The sequence below is a fragment of the Pseudarthrobacter sp. MEB009 genome, from assembly GCF_030208875.1.
Taxonomy (GTDB): Bacteria; Actinomycetota; Actinomycetes; order Actinomycetales; family Micrococcaceae; genus Arthrobacter.
This window is the reverse complement of the sequence record NZ_JARVTC010000014.1, coordinates 20,700-37,448: the sequence shown is the minus strand read 5'-3', so window position 1 is coordinate 37,448 and position 16,749 is coordinate 20,700. Positions and strand designations below refer to the sequence as shown.

Genomic DNA, 16,749 nt, shown 5'->3' with positions numbered 1-16,749 from the left:
TGACGACGGCGGCGCGCGGCTTCCGGCGGTAACCGAAAGGCAGCGCGTGGTTGCGAAGAAGACGGAGTACGGTTCCGGCCCCCTGTTCAGGGTGGCCGGAACCGTTGCCGGTGTGATGATGGGCTCCATCCTCCTGGTGGCAGCCAACGCTCTGCTCCTGCTGGTGCCTCTGCTGGGATTCCAGCCCCTGCTGTTGATCCTGGCCTGCATCCCCGTGGGGCCCGCAGTGGTGGCGGCCATGTACGCGTTTAACCGCCTGCTGGCCGGGCAGGACACCGGCGTGTTCCGGGACTTCGTCCGCGGCTACCGCCGGAACGCCGGCCAGGCGCTCCTGGTCTGGCTGCCGTACCTGGCGGTGCTCGCCGTCGTCGGGTTCAACCTCCTGGTGCTGCCGGGCGGGGACGCCGCGGCCCCGGTGGCCGGCGGTGCCCGGATCGGCCTGGTGGGGCTTGGGCTGCTGGTCCTGACGGCGGCGGCCACTGCCCTGTTGCTGCTGTCCCGGTTCACATTCCGGGTGCGGGATCTTTACCGGCTGTCCCTGTACAGCATCGGGGCCCGGAAACGGGTGTCACTGGGCAACGCGGGCATCCTGTTTGTGGCCGGATTCCTGCTGCTCATTTCCACGGCGTACCTGCTGCCGGTCATCGCCGGGGCCGTGGTGTTCCTGGTCTGCCTCAACTCCCGGCCGCTCCTGGCCTTCATTGAGGGGAAGTTCACCGCGCACCAGTGAGGCCCACCCGGACCAGAAGAGGCCCGGCTGCCTGCCTACAGCGGCGTGACCGTCACCGGTGTCAGCATTTCCCGGCCGAAGCCCACCACCGTGCGGGGGCCGTGCAAAATGACCTCATGCGTGGCAACATCAGCGGTGCTCGACGTAGCCACATGCAGCTTCACCAGTCCCGGCGTGACCACCCGCTGCAGGTCCAGGCCCGTGAAAGAGGTCCGGTCGGCGTGGACGGTGAACTCCAGTTCCGCTGACGCACCTGCGGCGAGCTCCACCCGCGCGTACCCGATCAGCTCCCGGACCGGCCGGACCACCTCGCCCACCGGGTCCGCCAGGTACAGCTGGACCACTTCGGCGCCGGCCAGGGACCCGGTGTTGGTGACGGTGCAGCCCACGGTGACGGTCCCCGTGGTGGACATGGTGGGTGCGCTCGCCGTGTGGCCGGAAAAGCCGAACGAGGTGTAGGAAAGGCCGTGGCCAAAGCCGAACAGCGGCGAGGGGTCCAGGGCGCTGACGCCGGACGCGCCGGCGAGGCTGCTGTGCAGGTAGGTGCCGGGTTGGCCGCCGGCCGTCCGGGGGACCGAAACGGGGAGTTTGCCGGTGGGGGTCCGTGCGCCCGTCAGCACATCCCACAAGGCTTCCGCCCCCTCCTCACCCGGGAAGAAGCCCTGCACCAGGGCGCCCGCCCGGTCGGCAAACTCACCCAGCGCGTAAGGCCGGCCGCTGAGGATCACCACCACCGTCCGGGTCCCGGCAGCCTCAGCAGCGGTCAGCACCCGGTCCAGCAGCAGCCGTTGGTCCCCGGGCAGTTGCAGGTCGCCCACGTCGTTGCCTTCACCGGAAGTGCCGCGGCCAAAGAGGCCCGCGTTATCTCCCACCACAATGACGCAGGTGTCCACGGCAGCGGCCAGGCGGCAGGCCTCCTCGATTCGGTCCTCCGGGATCACCTCGCAGGTCCCGGACGCCGCGCTCTGTACCGCCCCGCACCGGCCGGCGGCTGCCTCGGCGACGGTAGGAACAGTAATTCCCATAGGGATGTCAGGGTGCGAAGCGCCCACATGCGCATCAAAGGAATAGCAGCCCAACATGGCGAACGGGTCCTGGGACAGCGGGCCCACCACGCCCACCGACGCCAAAGCCGCAGCCGGCAGCGGAAGGGTGGGGCCGCCGTCGTGCGTCCTGTTGGTCAGCAGCACCAAGGACTGGGCTGCAATCTCCCTCGCCAGCGCCCGGTGTTCCGCGGGGTCAAGGTCGATGGTCCCGGCAGCCAGGGCAGGCGGGGCAGGGTCAAAAGCGGCGGAGAGGAGCCCGGCTTCCTGTTTCTGGGTCAGCACCCGGCGCAGGGCGGTGTCCACCAGGGCCTCGGGCACGGCACCGGATCGGACAGCCTCGAGCAGGGGTGTGCCGTAGCAGTTCATGGTGGGCAGTTCCACGTCCACGCCTGCGGCAAGCGCCAAGGCAGCGGCCTCGCCCGAATCGGCGGCCACGCCGTGGGTGGCGTTCAGGAAGGCAATGCCGAAGTAGTCTGCCACCACGGTGCCGGTGAACCCCCACTCGTCCCGCAGCAACGCGGTGAGCAACGCCCGGTTCGCGGCGGCCGGAACGCCGTCCGTGTCCGTGTAGGCGTGCATCACCGAGCGCGCCCCGCCATGCCGGATCGCCATTTCAAAGGGCGGCAGCATCACATCGGCCAGTTCACGCGGGCCCATGGAAACAGGGGCGTGGTTGCGCCCGGCGCGCGAGGCGGAGTAGCCCACAAAGTGCTTGAGCGTGGCTACGATGCCGGTCTCCTCAAGTCCGCCGACGTAGGCGGACGCCACCGTGCCCACCAGGTAGGGGTCCTCGCCGATGGTTTCCTCCACGCGACCCCACCGCAGGTCGCGGACCACGTCCAGTACGGGGGCCAGTCCCTGGTGGACGCCGAGGGCGCGCATCTGCCCGCCGATCAGCCCGGCCATGCGCCGGACCAGGCCGGGGTTGAAGGTGGCGCCCCAGGCCAGCGGGACCGGGAACGCCGTGGCTTTCCACGCCGCCAGCCCGGCCAGGCATTCCTCATGGACCTGGGCCGGAATACCGAAGCGGGAGGCGGCCATGATCTGTTCCTGGGCTGCTGCCAGCCGCCGGGCGCCTTCGAGTGGCTCCACCGGGACTGTCCCGTACATGCGGGTGATCTGGCCCAGGCCTTGGGAGATCATTTCCTCCCAGGTCCGTTCGTCGCCTGCCATTTCGTTCTGCAGCGGTGCCACGGAATCGCCGTCGGTGGAGGCGTTCACCCAGACGCCTGCCAGTTGGGCCAGCTTTTCCGGGAGCGTCATCTGGAGCATCAGGCGTTCGACGGCGGCGCCTGGGTCCGCAGGATCCTGCGCCAAGGGGAAGGCTTGTTTTTCGGCGGCACCGCTGGTCACGGGCTTCTCCTCAGGGTTGGCTATCAATTTCTAAGAAAGTATCAGAAAATTCCAGTAAGTTTCTAGGGGCAAAGTCCTTGACGTGGCTGTGAGCGCATCCCTACGGTTGAGGAGAGGCCGAAAACATGCCTTGAAGGCTCGGCAGAAACTTATGCGTAGAGATGGAAACTTTCGTCCCGAGAGTCCGTGACAGTCCACCTGCGCAACGAACATCCACTGCAATGACGGAGAAAACATGCGGACGTACAGAGTGGCCATCGTCGGAACCGGCGGCATCGCGGCGGTGCACGCCGACAACCTCTCCCGGACCGGAGGGCGGGCGGAGCTGGTAGCCGCCTGCGACGTGGACCGGGAACGGCTGGACGCGTTTGCCGGGCAGCACGGAATTCCCGGCCGCTACCTAACGCTGACTGAACTGCTGCAGGAGGCAAAACCGGATGTGGTGCACCTATGTACCCCGCCGATGCTGCACATTGACCAGGCCATCGAATGCCTTGAAGCGGGCGTGCACGTCCTGTCGGAGAAGCCGCCGGCCCTGAGCCTTGCAGATTTTGACCGGCTCGATAAGGCACAGGCCCGCGGTGGAGCGCAGTTCTCCTGCGTGTTCCAGCACCGGTTCGGCGATGCGTCAGCCGCGGCGCAGCAGCTGATCGGCGGCAGCGATTTCGGCCGTCCGCTGGTGGCCCGCTGCGATACCCTCTGGTACCGCCCGGACAGCTACTGGGACCTTCCGTGGCGCGGAACCTGGAATGCTGAAGGCGGCGGCCCCACCATGGGCCACGGGATCCACCAGTTCGATCTGCTCCTGCATCTGATGGGCCCGTGGGCCGAGGTCACTGCCATTGCGTCCCGGCAGGACCGGGCCACCTCTACGGAAGACCTGTCCGCAGCAATCGTCCGCTTCGAAAACGGCGCCGTGGCCACCATCATCAATTCGCTGCTCTCGCCCCGGGAAACCTCGGACATCAGGATCGACTGCGAGTTCGCCACAGTGGAGCTCAGCCACCTATACGGCTACAGCACGGACAACTGGACCGTGACTGCCGCGCCCGGCCACGAGGATGCAGTGGCCGGGGCATGGAATGCGCAGCCTTTGGAGCGGGGCAGCGGCCATGTGGCGCAGTTCCTGGCCATGTATGACGCGCTCGACGCCGGCCGGCCGCTTCCGGCGGGCGCCGCCTCAGCACGGCAAACCCTTGAGCTTGCTGCCGCGATCTACGCTTCGGCGTTCACCGGCGCCGCGGTGAGCCGCGGTCAGATTGTGCCGGGCCACCCGTTCTATACCGGCATGGACGGGGAGGGACTGGGCAGCCGCGTGCTGGACGGGACCGCCCTTCGCGCTGCCAGCATCTGACCCAACCACTTTTTCAGGAGAAAACCATGAGCACCCTTGCAACCACCACCGGCCAGGTGAGCCACACCGATGACGGCGCCGCGCTCGCGTTTACCGTCGATGGCCGCCCCATCGCCACCTATACCTACCGGCCCACCGATGACCAGTACGAAAGCCCCCGGCCGTTTTTCCACCCGCTCACCACCCTGGGCGGGGACGAGGTGACCATCTCGCGGCCGTGGGACCACGTCTGGCACAAGGGCCTGTCCTGGGCACTGCCCAACGTGGGCAAGGACAACTTCTGGGGCGGCGCCACCTACACCCGCGCCACGGAGTACGCCAACCTGGACAACAACGGCGCCATGACGCACCAGGACTTCGGGGCGATCGAGGAATCCGCGGGCGGCATCACGGCAACCGAATCACTGGCCTGGTCCGCCCAGGACGGAGCCCCGGTTATTGCCGAGGACCGGCGGTTCCGTATCGAAGTCCTCGCGGACTCCGGCGCCGCCAGCTCCGCCGGCGCCCACGATGGGGACACAGCGGCTGAAGATAAGGCCCCGGGAACCGGCGCGTACGCCATCCTCTTCGAGACCACCATGCGCAACACCTCCGGTGCCACCATCACCTTCGGCAGCCCCACCACCGAAGGCCGGAACAACGCCGGCTACGGCGGCTTGTTCTGGCGGGGCCCGCGGTCCTTCACCGGCGGCGAATTCCGGAATGCGGACGGAACCGGCGCGGATGAGTTTATGGGCACCCGGACCCCCTGGATCGCCTTCACCGGCAAGCATGATGACAGCTGCCGGCAGTCCACCATCGCGTTTGTGGAAGATCCGGCAAATCCGGGCGCGCCCAACCAATGGTTTGCGCGTTCCTCGATGTTCGCCTGCCTGGGCTCAGCCCCGTTCTTCAGCATGGAAGTGCCCCTGGCGGATGGCGTGTCACTCACGTACAGGTACGCCGTGGTGATTGCCGACGGCGGCGTGGACGCGGACCGCGCCGAAGCTTTGGCGGGAGCCGCGCAGGCAGCCCTGGCGGGGTGGGCGTGAGCATCGCCTCCAGTTTCCCCGGCGCCACGGGGGTTTCCGAAGTCAGCATCTATGACTGGCCCGGCGCCGACGGTGCAGCAGGCGGGTCCCCGCACATGCACACGGCTTCCACCGAGGCATACGTGGTGCTGAGCGGGGCCGGCCGGTTGGAAACCCTGGATTCACGCGGATTCACCTCCACGCCCCTGCGGCCAGGAGTGGTGCTGTGGTTCACCCCGGGAACGGTCCACCGGGCCATCAATGACTCCGGCGATCTCACCGTCCTGGTGGTGATGCAAAACGCCGGGCTGCCGGAACACGGGGACGCCGTGATGACCTTCCCGGGCGCCCATCTGGCTGATCCTGAGGCGTACCGACGAGCGGCGGCGCTGGAGATTAAGGATGCCGACGCGGGACTGGGGGCGGGCGAGGAGGCCGCCCGCCGGCGTCGTGACCTGGCGTTGGCGGGTTATTTGGAGCTGAAGGACGCCGTGCTGGCGTCTGGACCTGAAGCCCTGGCGGACTTCCACGCCGCGGCGGCTGCTTTGGTGGCCGGCAAAACCTCCGCCTGGGCCCGGTTGCTGGAGCAGGGGGCGGCGCGCCAGGCGGAAACCACCCGCGGACAGCTGGCGTCTCTGGACGCGGCCGAAAGTTTCTATTTGGGAGCCGCCCGAACTACCATGGGAAAACGGGAAAACCATAGGATCTACGGCATGTGCGGGCGAATCCAAACATGGGAACTTTCCGATAACTAGTACCGGGCCGGCCCGGGGAACAGGCGGCGGCGTGAGCAAGCAGGAAACCGGGCGCGCAACCATCAGCGAGATTGCCCGGGAAGCGGGGGTGTCCGTCCCCACGGTGTCGAAAGTGCTGAACGGGCACGCCCATGTGGCGGCAGAAACCCGGGCCCGGGTGGAGGAAATCATCGCCCGGCGCGACTACGCCCGCCGCCCCGCCAAGCGCCGGCAAAAGGCCGGCCTGGTGGACCTGGTGTTCCCCGGGCTGGGCTCCGAGTGGGCGCTGGAGATCATTGAGGGCGTGGAGCGGGTGGCGCAGGACGCCGGCTACGGCACTGTGGTGAGCAGCCTGAGCATGGACGGTTCCCGGATCCGTCCGTGGCTGGCCAACCTGGCGGAACGCAAATCGGACGGGCTGCTGATGGCCGTTTACCAGCTTGATGCCAAGCAGATCCAGCGGATCAAATCACTCGGGATCCCCGTGGTACTGATCGACCCTGTGGGCCAGCCGGGTCCGGACCTTATGACCGTAGGAGCAGCCAACTGGGACGGTGCGTTTTCCGCCACGGAGCACCTGCTGCAGCTGGGACACCGACGAATCGCAATGATCGGCGGCCGCGAGGACCTGCAGTGCAGCAGCGCCCGTGAGGACGGGTACGTCTCCGCACTCCGCCGGGCAGGCATTGCAGCGGACCCCGCGCTGATGCTGCCGGGGGACTTCTCCATCGGTGCCGGCGAGTCCGCCACCCGGAAGCTTCTGGAGCTGCCGGACCGGCCCACGGCGATCTTCACCGGAAACGATGACCAGGCCCTGGGAGCCTACCGGGCAGCCCGTGCTGCGGGCCTGCGCATCCCGGAAGACCTGTCCATCATCGGATTTGACGATATCCCTGCGGCGGAGTGGATCGAGCCAGGCCTGACCACCGTCCGTCAGCCTGTGGTGCAGATGGCCGAAACCGCCATGCGGGCATTGCTCCGGCACCTGGACGGGGACGAGGAACTACCGCAGCGGATCGAGCTGGGCACCGAGCTGGTGGTTCGCGGCTCAACGGCGCCGCCGGGTGCCACGCCCGCCTAGATCTGGTGCGCGTCCCGGACCGAAGGGGGAGTCTGGCCCTGGAGGACCCAGCGGTTGCCGTCCGGATCGCTGAAGTAGGCAAACAGGACACCGCCCATGTCCTGCACGTCGCTGATTTCGGCACCCCGGCCCAGCAGGTCCGTGCGCAGCGCCGGCAAATCCGGGGACACCAGTTGCAGGCCTTCCAGGCTCCCGGGTGCCATCGACGTCATGCCCGTTCCGATCACGATGGACGTGGCGGAACCCGGGGGAGTCAGCTGGACTACCCGCATGCCGGGAATGTGCTCAACGTCGTGGTCCAGCGCGAACCCCAGCTTTTCCGTGTAAAACGCTTTGGCCCTGTCGACGTCCGAGACGGGCACCTGGACAACTTCGAGTCGCATCTGCATGGGCGCCACTCTACAGTTCGGCGCATCGGCGCGGAATAGCAGGCTGGACCCCAAAAAACTCTGACTTCCGGCGGACGCGCGAGGGCAGCGGAACGCTCTTTTCCGTGGCTGGCGCCTAAGCTACCTGACGGCACATCTGCCGGTACACAACGGGCTGCGCGCGCAGCGGGCCTTCATTAAATGGGGAAAGCATGTCGAACCACCAGGCCCTCGCGGGTCCTGCTCCGTCCGTCCTGACGCCGGCGCCGCCGAAGAAGCCGCGCAGGTCCACCTTCATCGTCGGTGGCGCAACCGCCGTTTTCCTGGCACTGATGATCGTCGGGGGCTTAACGGCCACACCCCGTTCCGACGGCGCCGACCAGGAAGCGGCCGCCGTCGAAGCCACGGCTACGCCAGCCAGCGCGGCAGCAAGTGTGACGGCGTCAGCCGGCCCGGCGCCGTCGGCCGATCCGACGGTTCAGGTAACCGGTGCACCCCTGGACCCGGAATCGCCCCCCGCCCTGACGCCGGGCTTAAGCGCGGCGGCGCCAAACGCCCAGCCCGCTTACGGCACCAAGGCCGCTGACCTGCTGGCCACGCTGCCCATCAAGGGCCGCGCGCCCAGGACCGGGTACGACCGCGCGCTCTTCGGGCAGGCGTGGGCGGACGTGGACCGCAACGGCTGCGACACCCGCAACGACATCCTCCAACGGGACCTGACCGGGATCGTGTTTACCAACAGTGTGCCCTGCAAGGTCCAGTCCGGAACCTTGGCGGACCCCTACACCGGCCGAAGCATCAGCTTCCTCCGCGGCCCAGCCACCAGCACCGCCGTCCAGATCGACCACGTGGTGGCGCTCAGCGATGCCTGGCAAAAGGGGGCGCAGCAGCTGAGCACGGAGCAGCGCACGTCGTTGGCCAATGATCCGCTGAACCTGCAGGCAACTGACGGTCCCACCAACCAGCAAAAGAGCGACGGCGACGCCGCCACCTGGCTGCCACCGGACAAGGGATTCCGCTGTGAGTATGTGGCCCGCCAAATCTCCGTAAAGGCGACCTACTCGCTGTGGGTCACGCAGCCGGAGCATAATGCGATGGCCACCATCCTGGCCGACTGCTCAGGCCAGTTGGCGCCGACAAACCAGCAGGCACCTGCGCCCGTTGTGCCTGAGCCTGTAGCTCCGGCACCTGCCCCGGATGCCACCTACTTCTCGAGCTGTGCGGCAGCCAAGGCTGCCGGTGCTGCGCCGTTGTACTCAGGCCAGGCCGGCTACCGTGCGGGCTTGGACGGGGACAACGACGGAGTTGCCTGCGAATAGCCCCGACCAGCGGTGCCTGAATCCCGGGTGGTGGACCGATAAGCGTTGTCGATGAGCGGTGTCAGCTCCTCAAGAACAGTCCGGTTCCCCGGAAGCAGCACGTGGGCGAGGAACTCGGATTCCAGGGTGGCAACCCCCTCCGCAACAGCGGCGAGCTTGGCGTCCACCGCCAGGGAAAATGCGTGCCAGAACTTGCGGGCCGAGCGTTCCTGGCGTTTTGTCGCCAGATCAGGGCCGGCGGCCGCCCCGCTGCCCGTGCGGCCATGCGGGCCCAGCGCGGGTTCCGGAACCGCCAAAACAATACGGAACTGGCGGTCGCCAGCCGCGAAAGCCAACGCCATAACAGCACCCTCGCTGCTGAACCGGATGGCCGTTGCACCATAGGCGTGGAGTGCCTGTTCGATGTGCTCCCGGGATGCCTTGCTGCTGAACGAGTCGCCGCGGGTGTAAAAGGCTCGCGAAGCGGCGATGGTCGTCATTGCTCCACTATGCGCTTCTTTTCACCGTCATGTGACGGTTCGGGAATAAAACCGGTTTCTTTGGGGGGGTCGGGTGCCGATCACACGAATAGGTCTATGGTTAGGCGGACCGGTACTTGCCGGGTTAAACCCTCAAGGAGGGTGCATGAGCTCCATCCAGTCCAGCTCGTCCCAGTTCATGCGGTATTTGGAAAGCGTGGGCGGCTCGGAAGCCGACGTCACAGGACCAAATTACGTGGTCAGCGACACCGACACTGTGGAGAGCGTGGTTTCCAGATTGCGGATGGAGCAGTATGCCAACGGTGGGCGACGGCGGGATCCCGCCATTCTTCACGCGTCCGCCCAGGTGCTGATCAGCAGGCGCGATGAACGCTCTACCGGCCACGGCCACGGCCACGACGTTTCCCGCGAAGGTGCGTATCAACTCGACATTCATCACGGCGGTGTCGAACCCACCAGGGAAAGCATTCCGCGGTCTGATCTGAATGAGGCGAAAGCGTGGGCCATGTCCCGGCTTGACGCCGAAGGGGCCGACTTCGGGGCCATTTACTTTCCTTCAGGTGGGAAAGGCGGGCCGGGAACAGGCGCCCTCACGTTCCGGTTCGACCGCGCCGTTGGCTGGTATCACTAGCCAAGTACGGGCGCGCTAGCGGTGCGGCAGCTTTTCCGGCGATTCGGTGGGGCCGGCTTGGTGCTCGAGGAGGGTCTTCAACCGGGCCAGGTCAAGTCGAACCAGGCGAGCGTCCTCCTCGAATTCGGCGTCAGTCATGCCTGGCCGCCGGAAGATGGAGAACACAACCTCGGCGCCTTTATTGTTGCGGAGTACACGCAGCGGATTATGTACCACTGTTCCGTCCGGCAGCGTCACGTCGTGATCGAGGATGCCCCACTCAGTAGGGCCAACGAACTTCACCTCGACGGATCCCATCGGGGAATCGGTAACCCAACGGCCGCCGTCGTTCCGGATGCCGGTACTCAACCCGGCTGCCCACAGCGGAAGGTTCCGCGGCTCGGCGGCGAAGTTGATGACCGCCTCAAATCCTGCGTCGATTGATTGGGAGATGTGAACTACCGGCCAGGTCATGGACCCTGAATCTACCAGTCACCGGTTCCCGTGGTTGAGCTTTCCGGGCCTGCCGATGTCAGGAGAGGCGGCTGGCGCTGAGAGGATGGACCGTGACGTCGACCATCCCGAGCAGTACCGCTCGACTCGTTTTGTCCCCGCTCTCGACCGACGATATCGACGATGTGTTTGTTGTGTACGGCGATCCGGCAACCTGGGAGCATCTTCCGTCCGGGCGGCATACTGCACGCGAGCAATCGGAAGCACTGGCACGGCGCCACCGGCAGAGTTGGGAACGAGCAGGTCTCGGTCCGTGGGCTGTCAGGATCAGCGGGGCCGGTGCCGATGAGGACCTGCCCGCCGGAACGTTCATCGGAGCCGGAGGGGTGTCCATGACGGAGGGTGGTGTGTGGAACCTCGGGTATCGTCTGACTCCACGGAGCTGGGGGCGGGGTCTCGCCACCGAACTGGCTGAGGCCGCAGTGACAGCTGCAGGTGCGGCACTCCCCTTGGTGCCGGTGACGGCCCGAATACTCTCCAATAACCGCGCTTCCTCTGTCGTAGCGCAACGGGCTGGACTCGCTCGCCGCTGGGAAGGGCCCACCACGGGCATCGGCACTGAGTTGGCGCGCTGGGAGATCTATGCAGACCGGGTACTCACGGAGTCCCAGCTTGAATGGCTCATCGCGCGCAATTAAACGAATGGCAATCGGAAAGTCCTGCTTACTCGCACGGGACTCATCCTAGCGACGGGCTTTCGGGGGCCCGGCTGCAGAGCAACCACACCATCAGGGCAACACCCCAAGAGAGGAAAAGCGGGTCCCAAAGAAAAACATGGCCCGCCATCGCTACACGGTCAAAACCGCCGTCAACGGGGATCGCCCCCAGCAGGACCGCACCACTGACGGCGATATTCAGGCCGCCGTAGACCACCAGCAAGGGGGCGCCGGCCCAGCAGACGCCCCGCCAGACCCGTGGCCACGGCGCCCGGCCTGCTTCTACCGCCAAGGGAATGACCGCTGCCAGCAGTTTCACCAGACCGACGGCGCCCAGCACCAGGCCGGTCACGGCAGGAGCGTCTTCCACGGCCTTGACTGCCCATGCGCCCACCGTCCCCAGCAGCCAGCGGCCCCCGAAGGCCCAGTAAAAGCTCGAAGCAGCATGCAGCACTCCGGCACAGCACGCCATCACAACGGCGATGCGCGCGATCCTTGCGCTGTGTTCCGACGTGCGGCGGCCTGTGTTGGTTGAACCCGTGGAGGTCATACGCCGAGGATAGTCCGGGTGTGCGGACGCTTATGATTCTCAGATGGGGGAAAGTCCAGTGCGGAGGAGATCCGCAGCGCGCAAACCGATCTACGTTGAAACCTGCGTCCGGGCCGACATGGAACGCATCTGGGAGTTGAGCCAGGACCCGGGTCTGCACCCGCGCTGGGACCTCCGCTTTTCCGGGATAGTCCCTGAGGCAGGCGACCCCGACGGGCGCCTACGGTTCCGGTATGAGTTCTGGCTGCCGATGCACACGATCCGCGGAACCGGAATCTCCCTCGGGAGCCGCCACCGAGCCGATGGCCAGGCCACATCAGTGCTCAGGTTCACTACCGCCGACGTGCTGTCTCCGATCGGCGAAGGATCAGGGTACTGGCGGTATATCCCCACGGACCGGGGCGTGCGGTTTATCACCGGGTACAACTACAGCCCGGGGATGGGGAGGATCGGAACAATCTTCGATGCACACCTCATCCGGCCGGCGCTGGGCTGGGCCACAGCCCTCAGCTTTGACCGGCTGCGGCTGTGGGCGGAATCAGGCATCGAGCCCGAACGGGCACGCAACCGGTGGATCATGGACGCCGCGGCACGAACTTGTGCCGTGGCCGGCGGCCTGGAAATGTTCCGCAGGGCCGTCGGACGCAGACGAGGAAGTTGGGCGTTGATTTCCGGTGCCGCCGTGCTCGCTGCGTTTTTGGTCCCGCCACATTGGACGGTACCCAGGGCTTCGCGCTGCCTCCGACAGGCGCCGGACCACCATTCCGGTCGGGCCCCCTCGGCCCTCAGCGATTTGCCGTCCCCATCGGCTGCCGACAGCTGAAGAAGGAGCAAAAAACCATGGCTTCAATTTTCGAACTCGCCCTTGGGCCCGACTTCGCGAAGCTGCACCCGATGCTGCAGAAACGCTTTGGCGTCGACGTCGGGGGAGCCTATGCGTGCATCGGTGAAGGGGTCTTCTCGGAAGTACGCAGCGGTGGCTGGTGGACGCTCCCGTTCCTTCTCCTCGGCGCCCATCGGAACATCCTTTTTCCTGACCAGGGAACGGATATCCCGTTCACGATTGAGAACTATCCCTACCTTGATGGGTTCGGCAGGCCCACGGTCACCTTCGTCAGAACCCTGGCGCTTCCCAACTCGCGGAAGCACCGTTTCGACGCCACCATGGTCTACAGTCCCGGGCGCGGTTGCATCGTCGATTACCTCGGCACACACCAGCACTTGGCAATGGACCTCAAACTGAACGTCCTGGCGGATGGGTCGTTGCACCTTCAGACAACAGCGCAACGCTTCTACGAAGGCTTCCTGGGCTTCACTTTTCCCTCCGGCCTGACCGGCACCGCAGATCTCCATGAAAACTTTGACGACGAGCGGGGTGTCTACACCATCCAGATGCAGGTCCGGAATCCGCTGCTCGGGTTCCTCTTCGGGTACCGCGGCGAGTTCACCTGCACCTTTCCAGCCCTCACGGACGAGCCATTTCCGGACCACCTCAAACCCGTCCGGGAGGAAATCCGTGACTAGCAAGCAAGGAGACGCCATGAGGATCCACGGATGACCTCCCAGCAGCGTGTAGCCATCAGCGGTTCATTACTTGCCCTCGGCTTGGTCTTGATCGCCTGGATTGGCTCCCTACTCTGGTCTGCCATCGATGAGGGGGCCGTTCCCTCCGACTCGGCGTTCCATGCGATTCCGCCGCCCAGCGCAGTAGAGGAAATTTCCACGCAATGCGGATCAGGCGGCTGCTGGCGGGAAATGATGGTGGACGTTGAACCGCGGCAGACGGCACAGTCGCTTGCAGCCGAAATGGGGCTGACGTCGGAAAGCTGCGAGCCCCTCAACCTGTGGACGCTGAGGGAGACCTGCACCGGGATTTCCAGTGACCGCGGGGAGCTCAAGATCTACCTGCGGTATTCCTCCCCCATCTCCTAGTGAACGGATGTTTGACTATGGATTGGTCCTTCCACGTCGATGATCCCGACGCGGTGCTCAAAAGCCCGCCCGCGGAAACGAGCTGTAGCGCTCAGACGTCGAACCGGATAATCGCTCAGAGGCATGAGTGCTCACCCCTCAGCATCGGAGTAGTCCGTTGCCTCGTTCCGCTGTTCGTGCCCGGTCTGCTGGGCCAACCAACGGAGGGCAGCGTTCTCGCTGGTGAAGTACGCGGTGGGAGTGAGTGATTGCCGGGCAAAGGCTGAGAGGACAGTCCCCATGGGGTAGTCACCCTTGATGGCAATCGTGGAGAATCCCCGGTAGGCGTTCATACCTGCCCTCGCTTCTGCTGCGACTCCTGTGACGCCTTCAACGTCGACCAGGATTGGCGCTGTTTTGCCGCCAGCGAGTTTCTCGAGCGTACGGGCCGCCTGGACGGCGATTTCGTAGGTGACGAAGGTCCCCTGAACCCAGTTGAGCCGCAAAAGCCCGTTTGTGTAGGAAGCAACGAAATGGTCCATGGGACAACTGTGAGTGTTCTAGCCAATGGCGTCAAAATTGCTGTCAACAGGGATGTTAGTGGTTCTGCTCTTGTACTTAAGAAGCGGGAGCGAGGTCCACGGTCCCAAGCCACTGTTCGAACGTCCAGGTGCCTGGCGCGATGCTGCGGACCTGCTCAAGGTCGGCGGCATAGCCCGGAGTCTCGGCGAACCAGCGGAACATGGCCTGCATGTCGTCCCGGAATGGGCCCTGCAGACCCTACGTCACCTGCAAGTTGGTGCAGTGGAAAGGGACCCAATAAGTGTCGCTCAGCGCACCGCCCCGGCTGCCTCGCCGGCGGGCACCTCGGCTTTCGGCGCCGGGCGCGGCCCACGGCCCAGGATTCCGCCCACGACGGCGACCCCCACCGTGAGCACCGACGTCGCCAAAACTCCAAGGCCGATGTGGAGCTGCAGCAGCCCGGCTCCGGCGGCGGCACCCGCAAGGATCAGCACCACCGCCATGAGCCGGCGGCCCCAGAACGGGTGGGTGCCGGCGCCGAAGCGGGAGTCGGCCGCAAGGCCGGTGATGGTGGAGGTAACCACCACGGTGGGCACATCCTTGACATTGAGGTGCCGGGCCGTGGCGGCCTGGACGCCCATGGCCACCGCAAGGATTCCCGTGGTGGCCACGATCAGCGGTTCACCGTGCCGGGGTGTCCCGCCGACCAGGAACACCACCGCCACGGCGAGCATCACCACGCCGACGGCGAGCAGCAGCCCGGTGGTCCGGTGGTTCCAGCCCGTTGTGCTGGGCCGCAGCGTCCGCCCGGCCAGCAGGGCGCCCAGCATAAATCCAACCAGCGCCACGATGGGGCCCAGGATGGGCAGGTCGTCGCCGCCCATCAGCGCCATCCCCAGGATCACCACGTTGCCGGTCATGTTTCCGGTGAACACACGGTCCAGGCCCAGATAGCCGACGGCGTCGATCACCCCGGTGGAAAACGTCAGGACCAGCATCAGCACCAGGTGCAGCCTGGCCGGGTTGGCGGGGGAGAGTCGGGCGGGCATGCGGGTGCCTTTCGGTGGTCCGGCGGCGATAAACGCTATCGGTTGCTCAAAACAACCTGTCCAGTATGCGCCGGACGCCGCCGGTGTGGCGCCCATGTTACGGAAAGTACGCCAAACTGGAAGCCAGTCCCATCAACCGAAAGCAGCACACTGTGATCACGCTTCACCAAGACGCCGAAGGCTTCGTCCGCATGAGCCGCCACTACCCGGCCGCCGTCCGCATCGCCATCGCCTTCACCGACGGCAGCACCGGCGAATTCTCCGGCGAGGCCCTTAACGCCGCCTACGACGCCGCGCTCGCGGATTACCGCGCCAAAAACAACCTGGACGCCCGGGGCTACTCCCGGACCACGTCCGGACGGTCAAACTCAGGCAACAGGATCGATTTCGTGCCGGTCCACCCGGGCCTGGGCAAGTAACCCTCCCGTCGTTCAGGTAGCCACGGCAGCCCCAGGGGCGGCCGTGGTCCGCCTGCCCACCAGGTGGGGGGTTCCCACCACCCTGGAGGGCGCCGCATTCCCCTCGGCCCGGTCGATGGCCCGGTTGACGGCCTCGGCGGCGAGGACCGGGCCGTCCTGGCTGACGGACGATAACTGGACGTAGCTCAGCCGGGCGAAATGGCTGTTGTCGTACCCGAGGACGGACATGTCCGACGGAACACTTTTCCCACCGTTCCGCAGGCTTTCGAGGATTCCCAGGGCCACGCGGTCATTAAAGGCGATCACTGCCGTGGGCGTGCTGGCCCCAAGAAGCCCTCCGGCGAGGATTCCCTCTTCCTCCGTGGCCCCGCCGGGAACAACCACGGGCTCGAGTCCCAGCCGCGTCATTTCCTCCCGGAAGGCCGTGCGGCGCCGGTCCGCTGATACCGCGGTGCCGCCGTCCACGTGCACGATCCGGCGGTGGCCCAGTCCGGCGAGATGTTCGACGGCGATCCGGATCCCTGCGCGGTCATCGCTGCTGACGGAGTCCACGGTTTCCCCGACGTCCTCCCGCAGCAGGCTCACCACGGGCACCCGGCGCGCGTAGGCCGCCAGCGTTTCGTTGCCCAGGGTGGACGAAATCAGGATGAGGGCTTCGCAGCCCCAGTCGAGCAGGGCTTCCGCGGCGCGCTCCTCCGACCTGCCGCTGGCCACCGCGCTCAAGGCCAGTTCGTAACCCCGCAGGCCGGCCGCGGCGTACGCCGCATCAACGATTTCGGCATGGAATGCATGCGAGGTGGAAAAACTCACCCCCAGCAGGCGGGTCCGGCCGCTGCGCAGCATGCGGGCCCGGCTGTCCGGCCGGTAACCCAGCTTCGCCGCGGCCTCGAGCACCCGTTCCCTGGTGGCGGCCGAGGCCCCCGCGGCGTCCCGCATCACAATGGACACCAGGGCCCTCGAAACACCGGCCGCCTGCGCCACGTCCATCAGGGTGGGTCGTTTCGAATCAGTCATAAATCCTCCTTCCAGCAGTCTATAGAACGAT

Annotated in this window: 20 protein-coding genes; 11 read left to right on the top strand and 9 right to left on the bottom strand. The window is 66.2% G+C overall.

Going from position 1 to position 16,749, the window contains the following annotated elements:
• Positions 1 to 46 precede the first annotated feature (46 nt).
• Positions 47 to 730, top strand: coding sequence for a DUF624 domain-containing protein (locus tag QRN07_RS14505; protein WP_050683888.1), 684 nt, complete (start codon positions 47 to 49; stop codon positions 728 to 730).
• Between the two features lie 35 nt (positions 731 to 765).
• Here QRN07_RS14505 and QRN07_RS14500 read toward each other — a convergent pair whose 3' ends face one another.
• A complete protein-coding gene (locus tag QRN07_RS14500; RefSeq protein ID WP_285241395.1) occupies positions 766 to 3,129 on the bottom strand; it encodes a glycoside hydrolase family 3 N-terminal domain-containing protein in 2,364 nt (787 codons plus the stop codon).
• A gap of 235 nt (positions 3,130 to 3,364) precedes the next feature.
• Between QRN07_RS14500 and QRN07_RS14495 the strand changes: the two genes are divergently transcribed.
• From QRN07_RS14495 to QRN07_RS14480, 4 genes are read left to right on the top strand one after another with little or no spacing between them, the layout of a single operon-like run.
• On the top strand, positions 3,365 to 4,483 hold the full coding sequence (locus tag QRN07_RS14495) for a Gfo/Idh/MocA family protein (protein WP_050683886.1): 1,119 nt from the start codon (positions 3,365 to 3,367) through the stop codon (positions 4,481 to 4,483).
• Positions 4,484 to 4,509: 26 nt separating this feature from the next.
• Entirely contained in the window at positions 4,510 to 5,514 is a 1,005-nt protein-coding gene (locus QRN07_RS14490) for a DUF6807 domain-containing protein (protein WP_285241394.1), read from the top strand.
• A 2-nt stretch (positions 5,515 to 5,516) separates the two neighbouring features.
• Positions 5,517 to 6,248: a cupin domain-containing protein gene (locus tag QRN07_RS14485; RefSeq protein ID WP_285241463.1), complete on the top strand. Its 732-nt coding sequence runs from the start codon at positions 5,517 to 5,519 to the stop codon at positions 6,246 to 6,248.
• A 31-nt stretch (positions 6,249 to 6,279) separates the two neighbouring features.
• On the top strand, positions 6,280 to 7,308 hold the full coding sequence (locus tag QRN07_RS14480) for a LacI family DNA-binding transcriptional regulator (protein ID WP_050683884.1): 1,029 nt from the start codon (positions 6,280 to 6,282) through the stop codon (positions 7,306 to 7,308).
• On the opposite strand, the gene QRN07_RS14475 is transcribed toward QRN07_RS14480, so the two are convergent.
• Positions 7,305 to 7,697: a VOC family protein gene (locus QRN07_RS14475; RefSeq protein ID WP_050683883.1), complete on the bottom strand. Its 393-nt coding sequence runs from the start codon at positions 7,695 to 7,697 to the stop codon at positions 7,305 to 7,307. The genes QRN07_RS14480 and QRN07_RS14475 overlap by 4 nt on opposite strands.
• A gap of 191 nt (positions 7,698 to 7,888) precedes the next feature.
• Between QRN07_RS14475 and QRN07_RS14470 the strand changes: the two genes are divergently transcribed.
• Complete coding sequence (locus QRN07_RS14470; protein ID WP_285241393.1) at positions 7,889 to 8,995, top strand: GmrSD restriction endonuclease domain-containing protein; 1,107 nt, start codon at positions 7,889 to 7,891, stop codon at positions 8,993 to 8,995.
• On the opposite strand, the gene QRN07_RS14465 is transcribed toward QRN07_RS14470, so the two are convergent.
• Positions 8,947 to 9,474: a hypothetical protein gene (locus QRN07_RS14465; protein WP_197273497.1), complete on the bottom strand. Its 528-nt coding sequence runs from the start codon at positions 9,472 to 9,474 to the stop codon at positions 8,947 to 8,949. The two genes, QRN07_RS14470 and QRN07_RS14465, sit on opposite strands and share 49 nt — an antisense overlap.
• Positions 9,475 to 9,619: 145 nt before the next feature.
• On the opposite strand from QRN07_RS14465, the gene QRN07_RS14460 reads away from it, so the two are divergent.
• Positions 9,620 to 10,105, top strand: a complete 486-nt coding sequence (locus tag QRN07_RS14460) for a hypothetical protein (protein ID WP_285241392.1) — start codon at positions 9,620 to 9,622, stop codon at positions 10,103 to 10,105.
• A gap of 15 nt (positions 10,106 to 10,120) precedes the next feature.
• On the opposite strand, the gene QRN07_RS14455 is transcribed toward QRN07_RS14460, so the two are convergent.
• A complete protein-coding gene (locus QRN07_RS14455; RefSeq protein ID WP_285241391.1) occupies positions 10,121 to 10,558 on the bottom strand; it encodes an SRPBCC family protein in 438 nt (145 codons plus the stop codon).
• Between the two features lie 92 nt (positions 10,559 to 10,650).
• Between QRN07_RS14455 and QRN07_RS19790 the strand changes: the two genes are divergently transcribed.
• Entirely contained in the window at positions 10,651 to 11,235 is a 585-nt protein-coding gene (locus tag QRN07_RS19790; protein ID WP_162242786.1) for a GNAT family N-acetyltransferase, read from the top strand.
• Positions 11,236 to 11,275: 40 nt separating this feature from the next.
• Here the strand turns inward: QRN07_RS19790 and QRN07_RS14450 are convergent, their stop codons facing one another.
• Complete coding sequence (locus QRN07_RS14450; protein WP_285241390.1) at positions 11,276 to 11,803, bottom strand: DUF3995 domain-containing protein; 528 nt, start codon at positions 11,801 to 11,803, stop codon at positions 11,276 to 11,278.
• An 840-nt stretch (positions 11,804 to 12,643) separates the two neighbouring features.
• On the opposite strand from QRN07_RS14450, the gene QRN07_RS14445 reads away from it, so the two are divergent.
• On the top strand, positions 12,644 to 13,327 hold the full coding sequence (locus tag QRN07_RS14445) for a DUF4166 domain-containing protein (protein WP_285241389.1): 684 nt from the start codon (positions 12,644 to 12,646) through the stop codon (positions 13,325 to 13,327).
• Between the two features lie 30 nt (positions 13,328 to 13,357).
• The gene (locus QRN07_RS14440; protein WP_285241388.1) at positions 13,358 to 13,735 is read left to right on the top strand and encodes a hypothetical protein; all 378 of its coding nucleotides are present in this window, start codon (positions 13,358 to 13,360) and stop codon (positions 13,733 to 13,735) included.
• Between the two features lie 131 nt (positions 13,736 to 13,866).
• On the opposite strand, the gene QRN07_RS14435 is transcribed toward QRN07_RS14440, so the two are convergent.
• The 3 genes from QRN07_RS14435 to QRN07_RS14425 all read right to left on the bottom strand — a co-directional run bounded on the left by QRN07_RS14435 (position 13,867) and on the right by QRN07_RS14425 (position 15,285).
• Positions 13,867 to 14,256 carry a DUF7793 family protein gene (locus QRN07_RS14435; RefSeq protein ID WP_050683875.1) on the bottom strand — a complete coding sequence of 130 codons (390 nt, stop codon included), beginning with the start codon at positions 14,254 to 14,256 and terminating at the stop codon, positions 13,867 to 13,869.
• 76 nt (positions 14,257 to 14,332) lie between these two features.
• Positions 14,333 to 14,467, bottom strand: a complete 135-nt coding sequence (locus QRN07_RS14430; protein ID WP_285241387.1) for a hypothetical protein — start codon at positions 14,465 to 14,467, stop codon at positions 14,333 to 14,335.
• 77 nt (positions 14,468 to 14,544) lie between these two features.
• Positions 14,545 to 15,285 (bottom strand): YoaK family protein, encoded by a 741-nt coding sequence (locus QRN07_RS14425; protein ID WP_285241386.1) that lies wholly within the window; start codon positions 15,283 to 15,285, stop codon positions 14,545 to 14,547.
• Positions 15,286 to 15,437: 152 nt separating this feature from the next.
• Here QRN07_RS14425 and QRN07_RS14420 point away from each other — a divergent pair, with 152 nt between their 5' ends.
• A complete protein-coding gene (locus QRN07_RS14420; protein WP_050683975.1) occupies positions 15,438 to 15,704 on the top strand; it encodes a hypothetical protein in 267 nt (88 codons plus the stop codon).
• A 12-nt stretch (positions 15,705 to 15,716) separates the two neighbouring features.
• Here the strand turns inward: QRN07_RS14420 and QRN07_RS14415 are convergent, their stop codons facing one another.
• Positions 15,717 to 16,718 (bottom strand): LacI family DNA-binding transcriptional regulator, encoded by a 1,002-nt coding sequence (locus QRN07_RS14415; protein ID WP_050683873.1) that lies wholly within the window; start codon positions 16,716 to 16,718, stop codon positions 15,717 to 15,719.
• Positions 16,719 to 16,749: the final 31 nt, after the last annotated feature.

Excerpts from the sequence above, each read along its gene's own strand:
- QRN07_RS14435 (WP_050683875.1), bottom strand. The coding sequence starts at position 14,256 with ATGGACCATTTCGTTGCTTCCTACACAAACGGGCTTTTGCGGCTCAAC.
- QRN07_RS14440 (WP_285241388.1), top strand. The coding sequence starts at position 13,358 with ATGACCTCCCAGCAGCGTGTAGCCATCAGCGGTTCATTACTTGCCCTC.
- QRN07_RS14465 (WP_197273497.1), bottom strand. The coding sequence starts at position 9,474 with ATGACGACCATCGCCGCTTCGCGAGCCTTTTACACCCGCGGCGACTCG.
- QRN07_RS14415 (WP_050683873.1), bottom strand. The coding sequence starts at position 16,718 with ATGACTGATTCGAAACGACCCACCCTGATGGACGTGGCGCAGGCGGCC.
- QRN07_RS14490 (WP_285241394.1), top strand. The coding sequence starts at position 4,510 with ATGAGCACCCTTGCAACCACCACCGGCCAGGTGAGCCACACCGATGAC.
- QRN07_RS14470 (WP_285241393.1), top strand. The coding sequence starts at position 7,889 with ATGTCGAACCACCAGGCCCTCGCGGGTCCTGCTCCGTCCGTCCTGACG.
- QRN07_RS14430 (WP_285241387.1), bottom strand. The coding sequence starts at position 14,467 with ATGCAGGCCATGTTCCGCTGGTTCGCCGAGACTCCGGGCTATGCCGCC.
- QRN07_RS14495 (WP_050683886.1), top strand. The coding sequence starts at position 3,365 with ATGCGGACGTACAGAGTGGCCATCGTCGGAACCGGCGGCATCGCGGCG.
- QRN07_RS14455 (WP_285241391.1), bottom strand. The coding sequence starts at position 10,558 with ATGACCTGGCCGGTAGTTCACATCTCCCAATCAATCGACGCAGGATTT.
- QRN07_RS14425 (WP_285241386.1), bottom strand. The coding sequence starts at position 15,285 with ATGCCCGCCCGACTCTCCCCCGCCAACCCGGCCAGGCTGCACCTGGTG.
- QRN07_RS14460 (WP_285241392.1), top strand. The coding sequence starts at position 9,620 with ATGAGCTCCATCCAGTCCAGCTCGTCCCAGTTCATGCGGTATTTGGAA.
- QRN07_RS14450 (WP_285241390.1), bottom strand. The coding sequence starts at position 11,803 with ATGACCTCCACGGGTTCAACCAACACAGGCCGCCGCACGTCGGAACAC.
- QRN07_RS14445 (WP_285241389.1), top strand. The coding sequence starts at position 12,644 with ATGGCTTCAATTTTCGAACTCGCCCTTGGGCCCGACTTCGCGAAGCTG.
- QRN07_RS14475 (WP_050683883.1), bottom strand. The coding sequence starts at position 7,697 with ATGCAGATGCGACTCGAAGTTGTCCAGGTGCCCGTCTCGGACGTCGAC.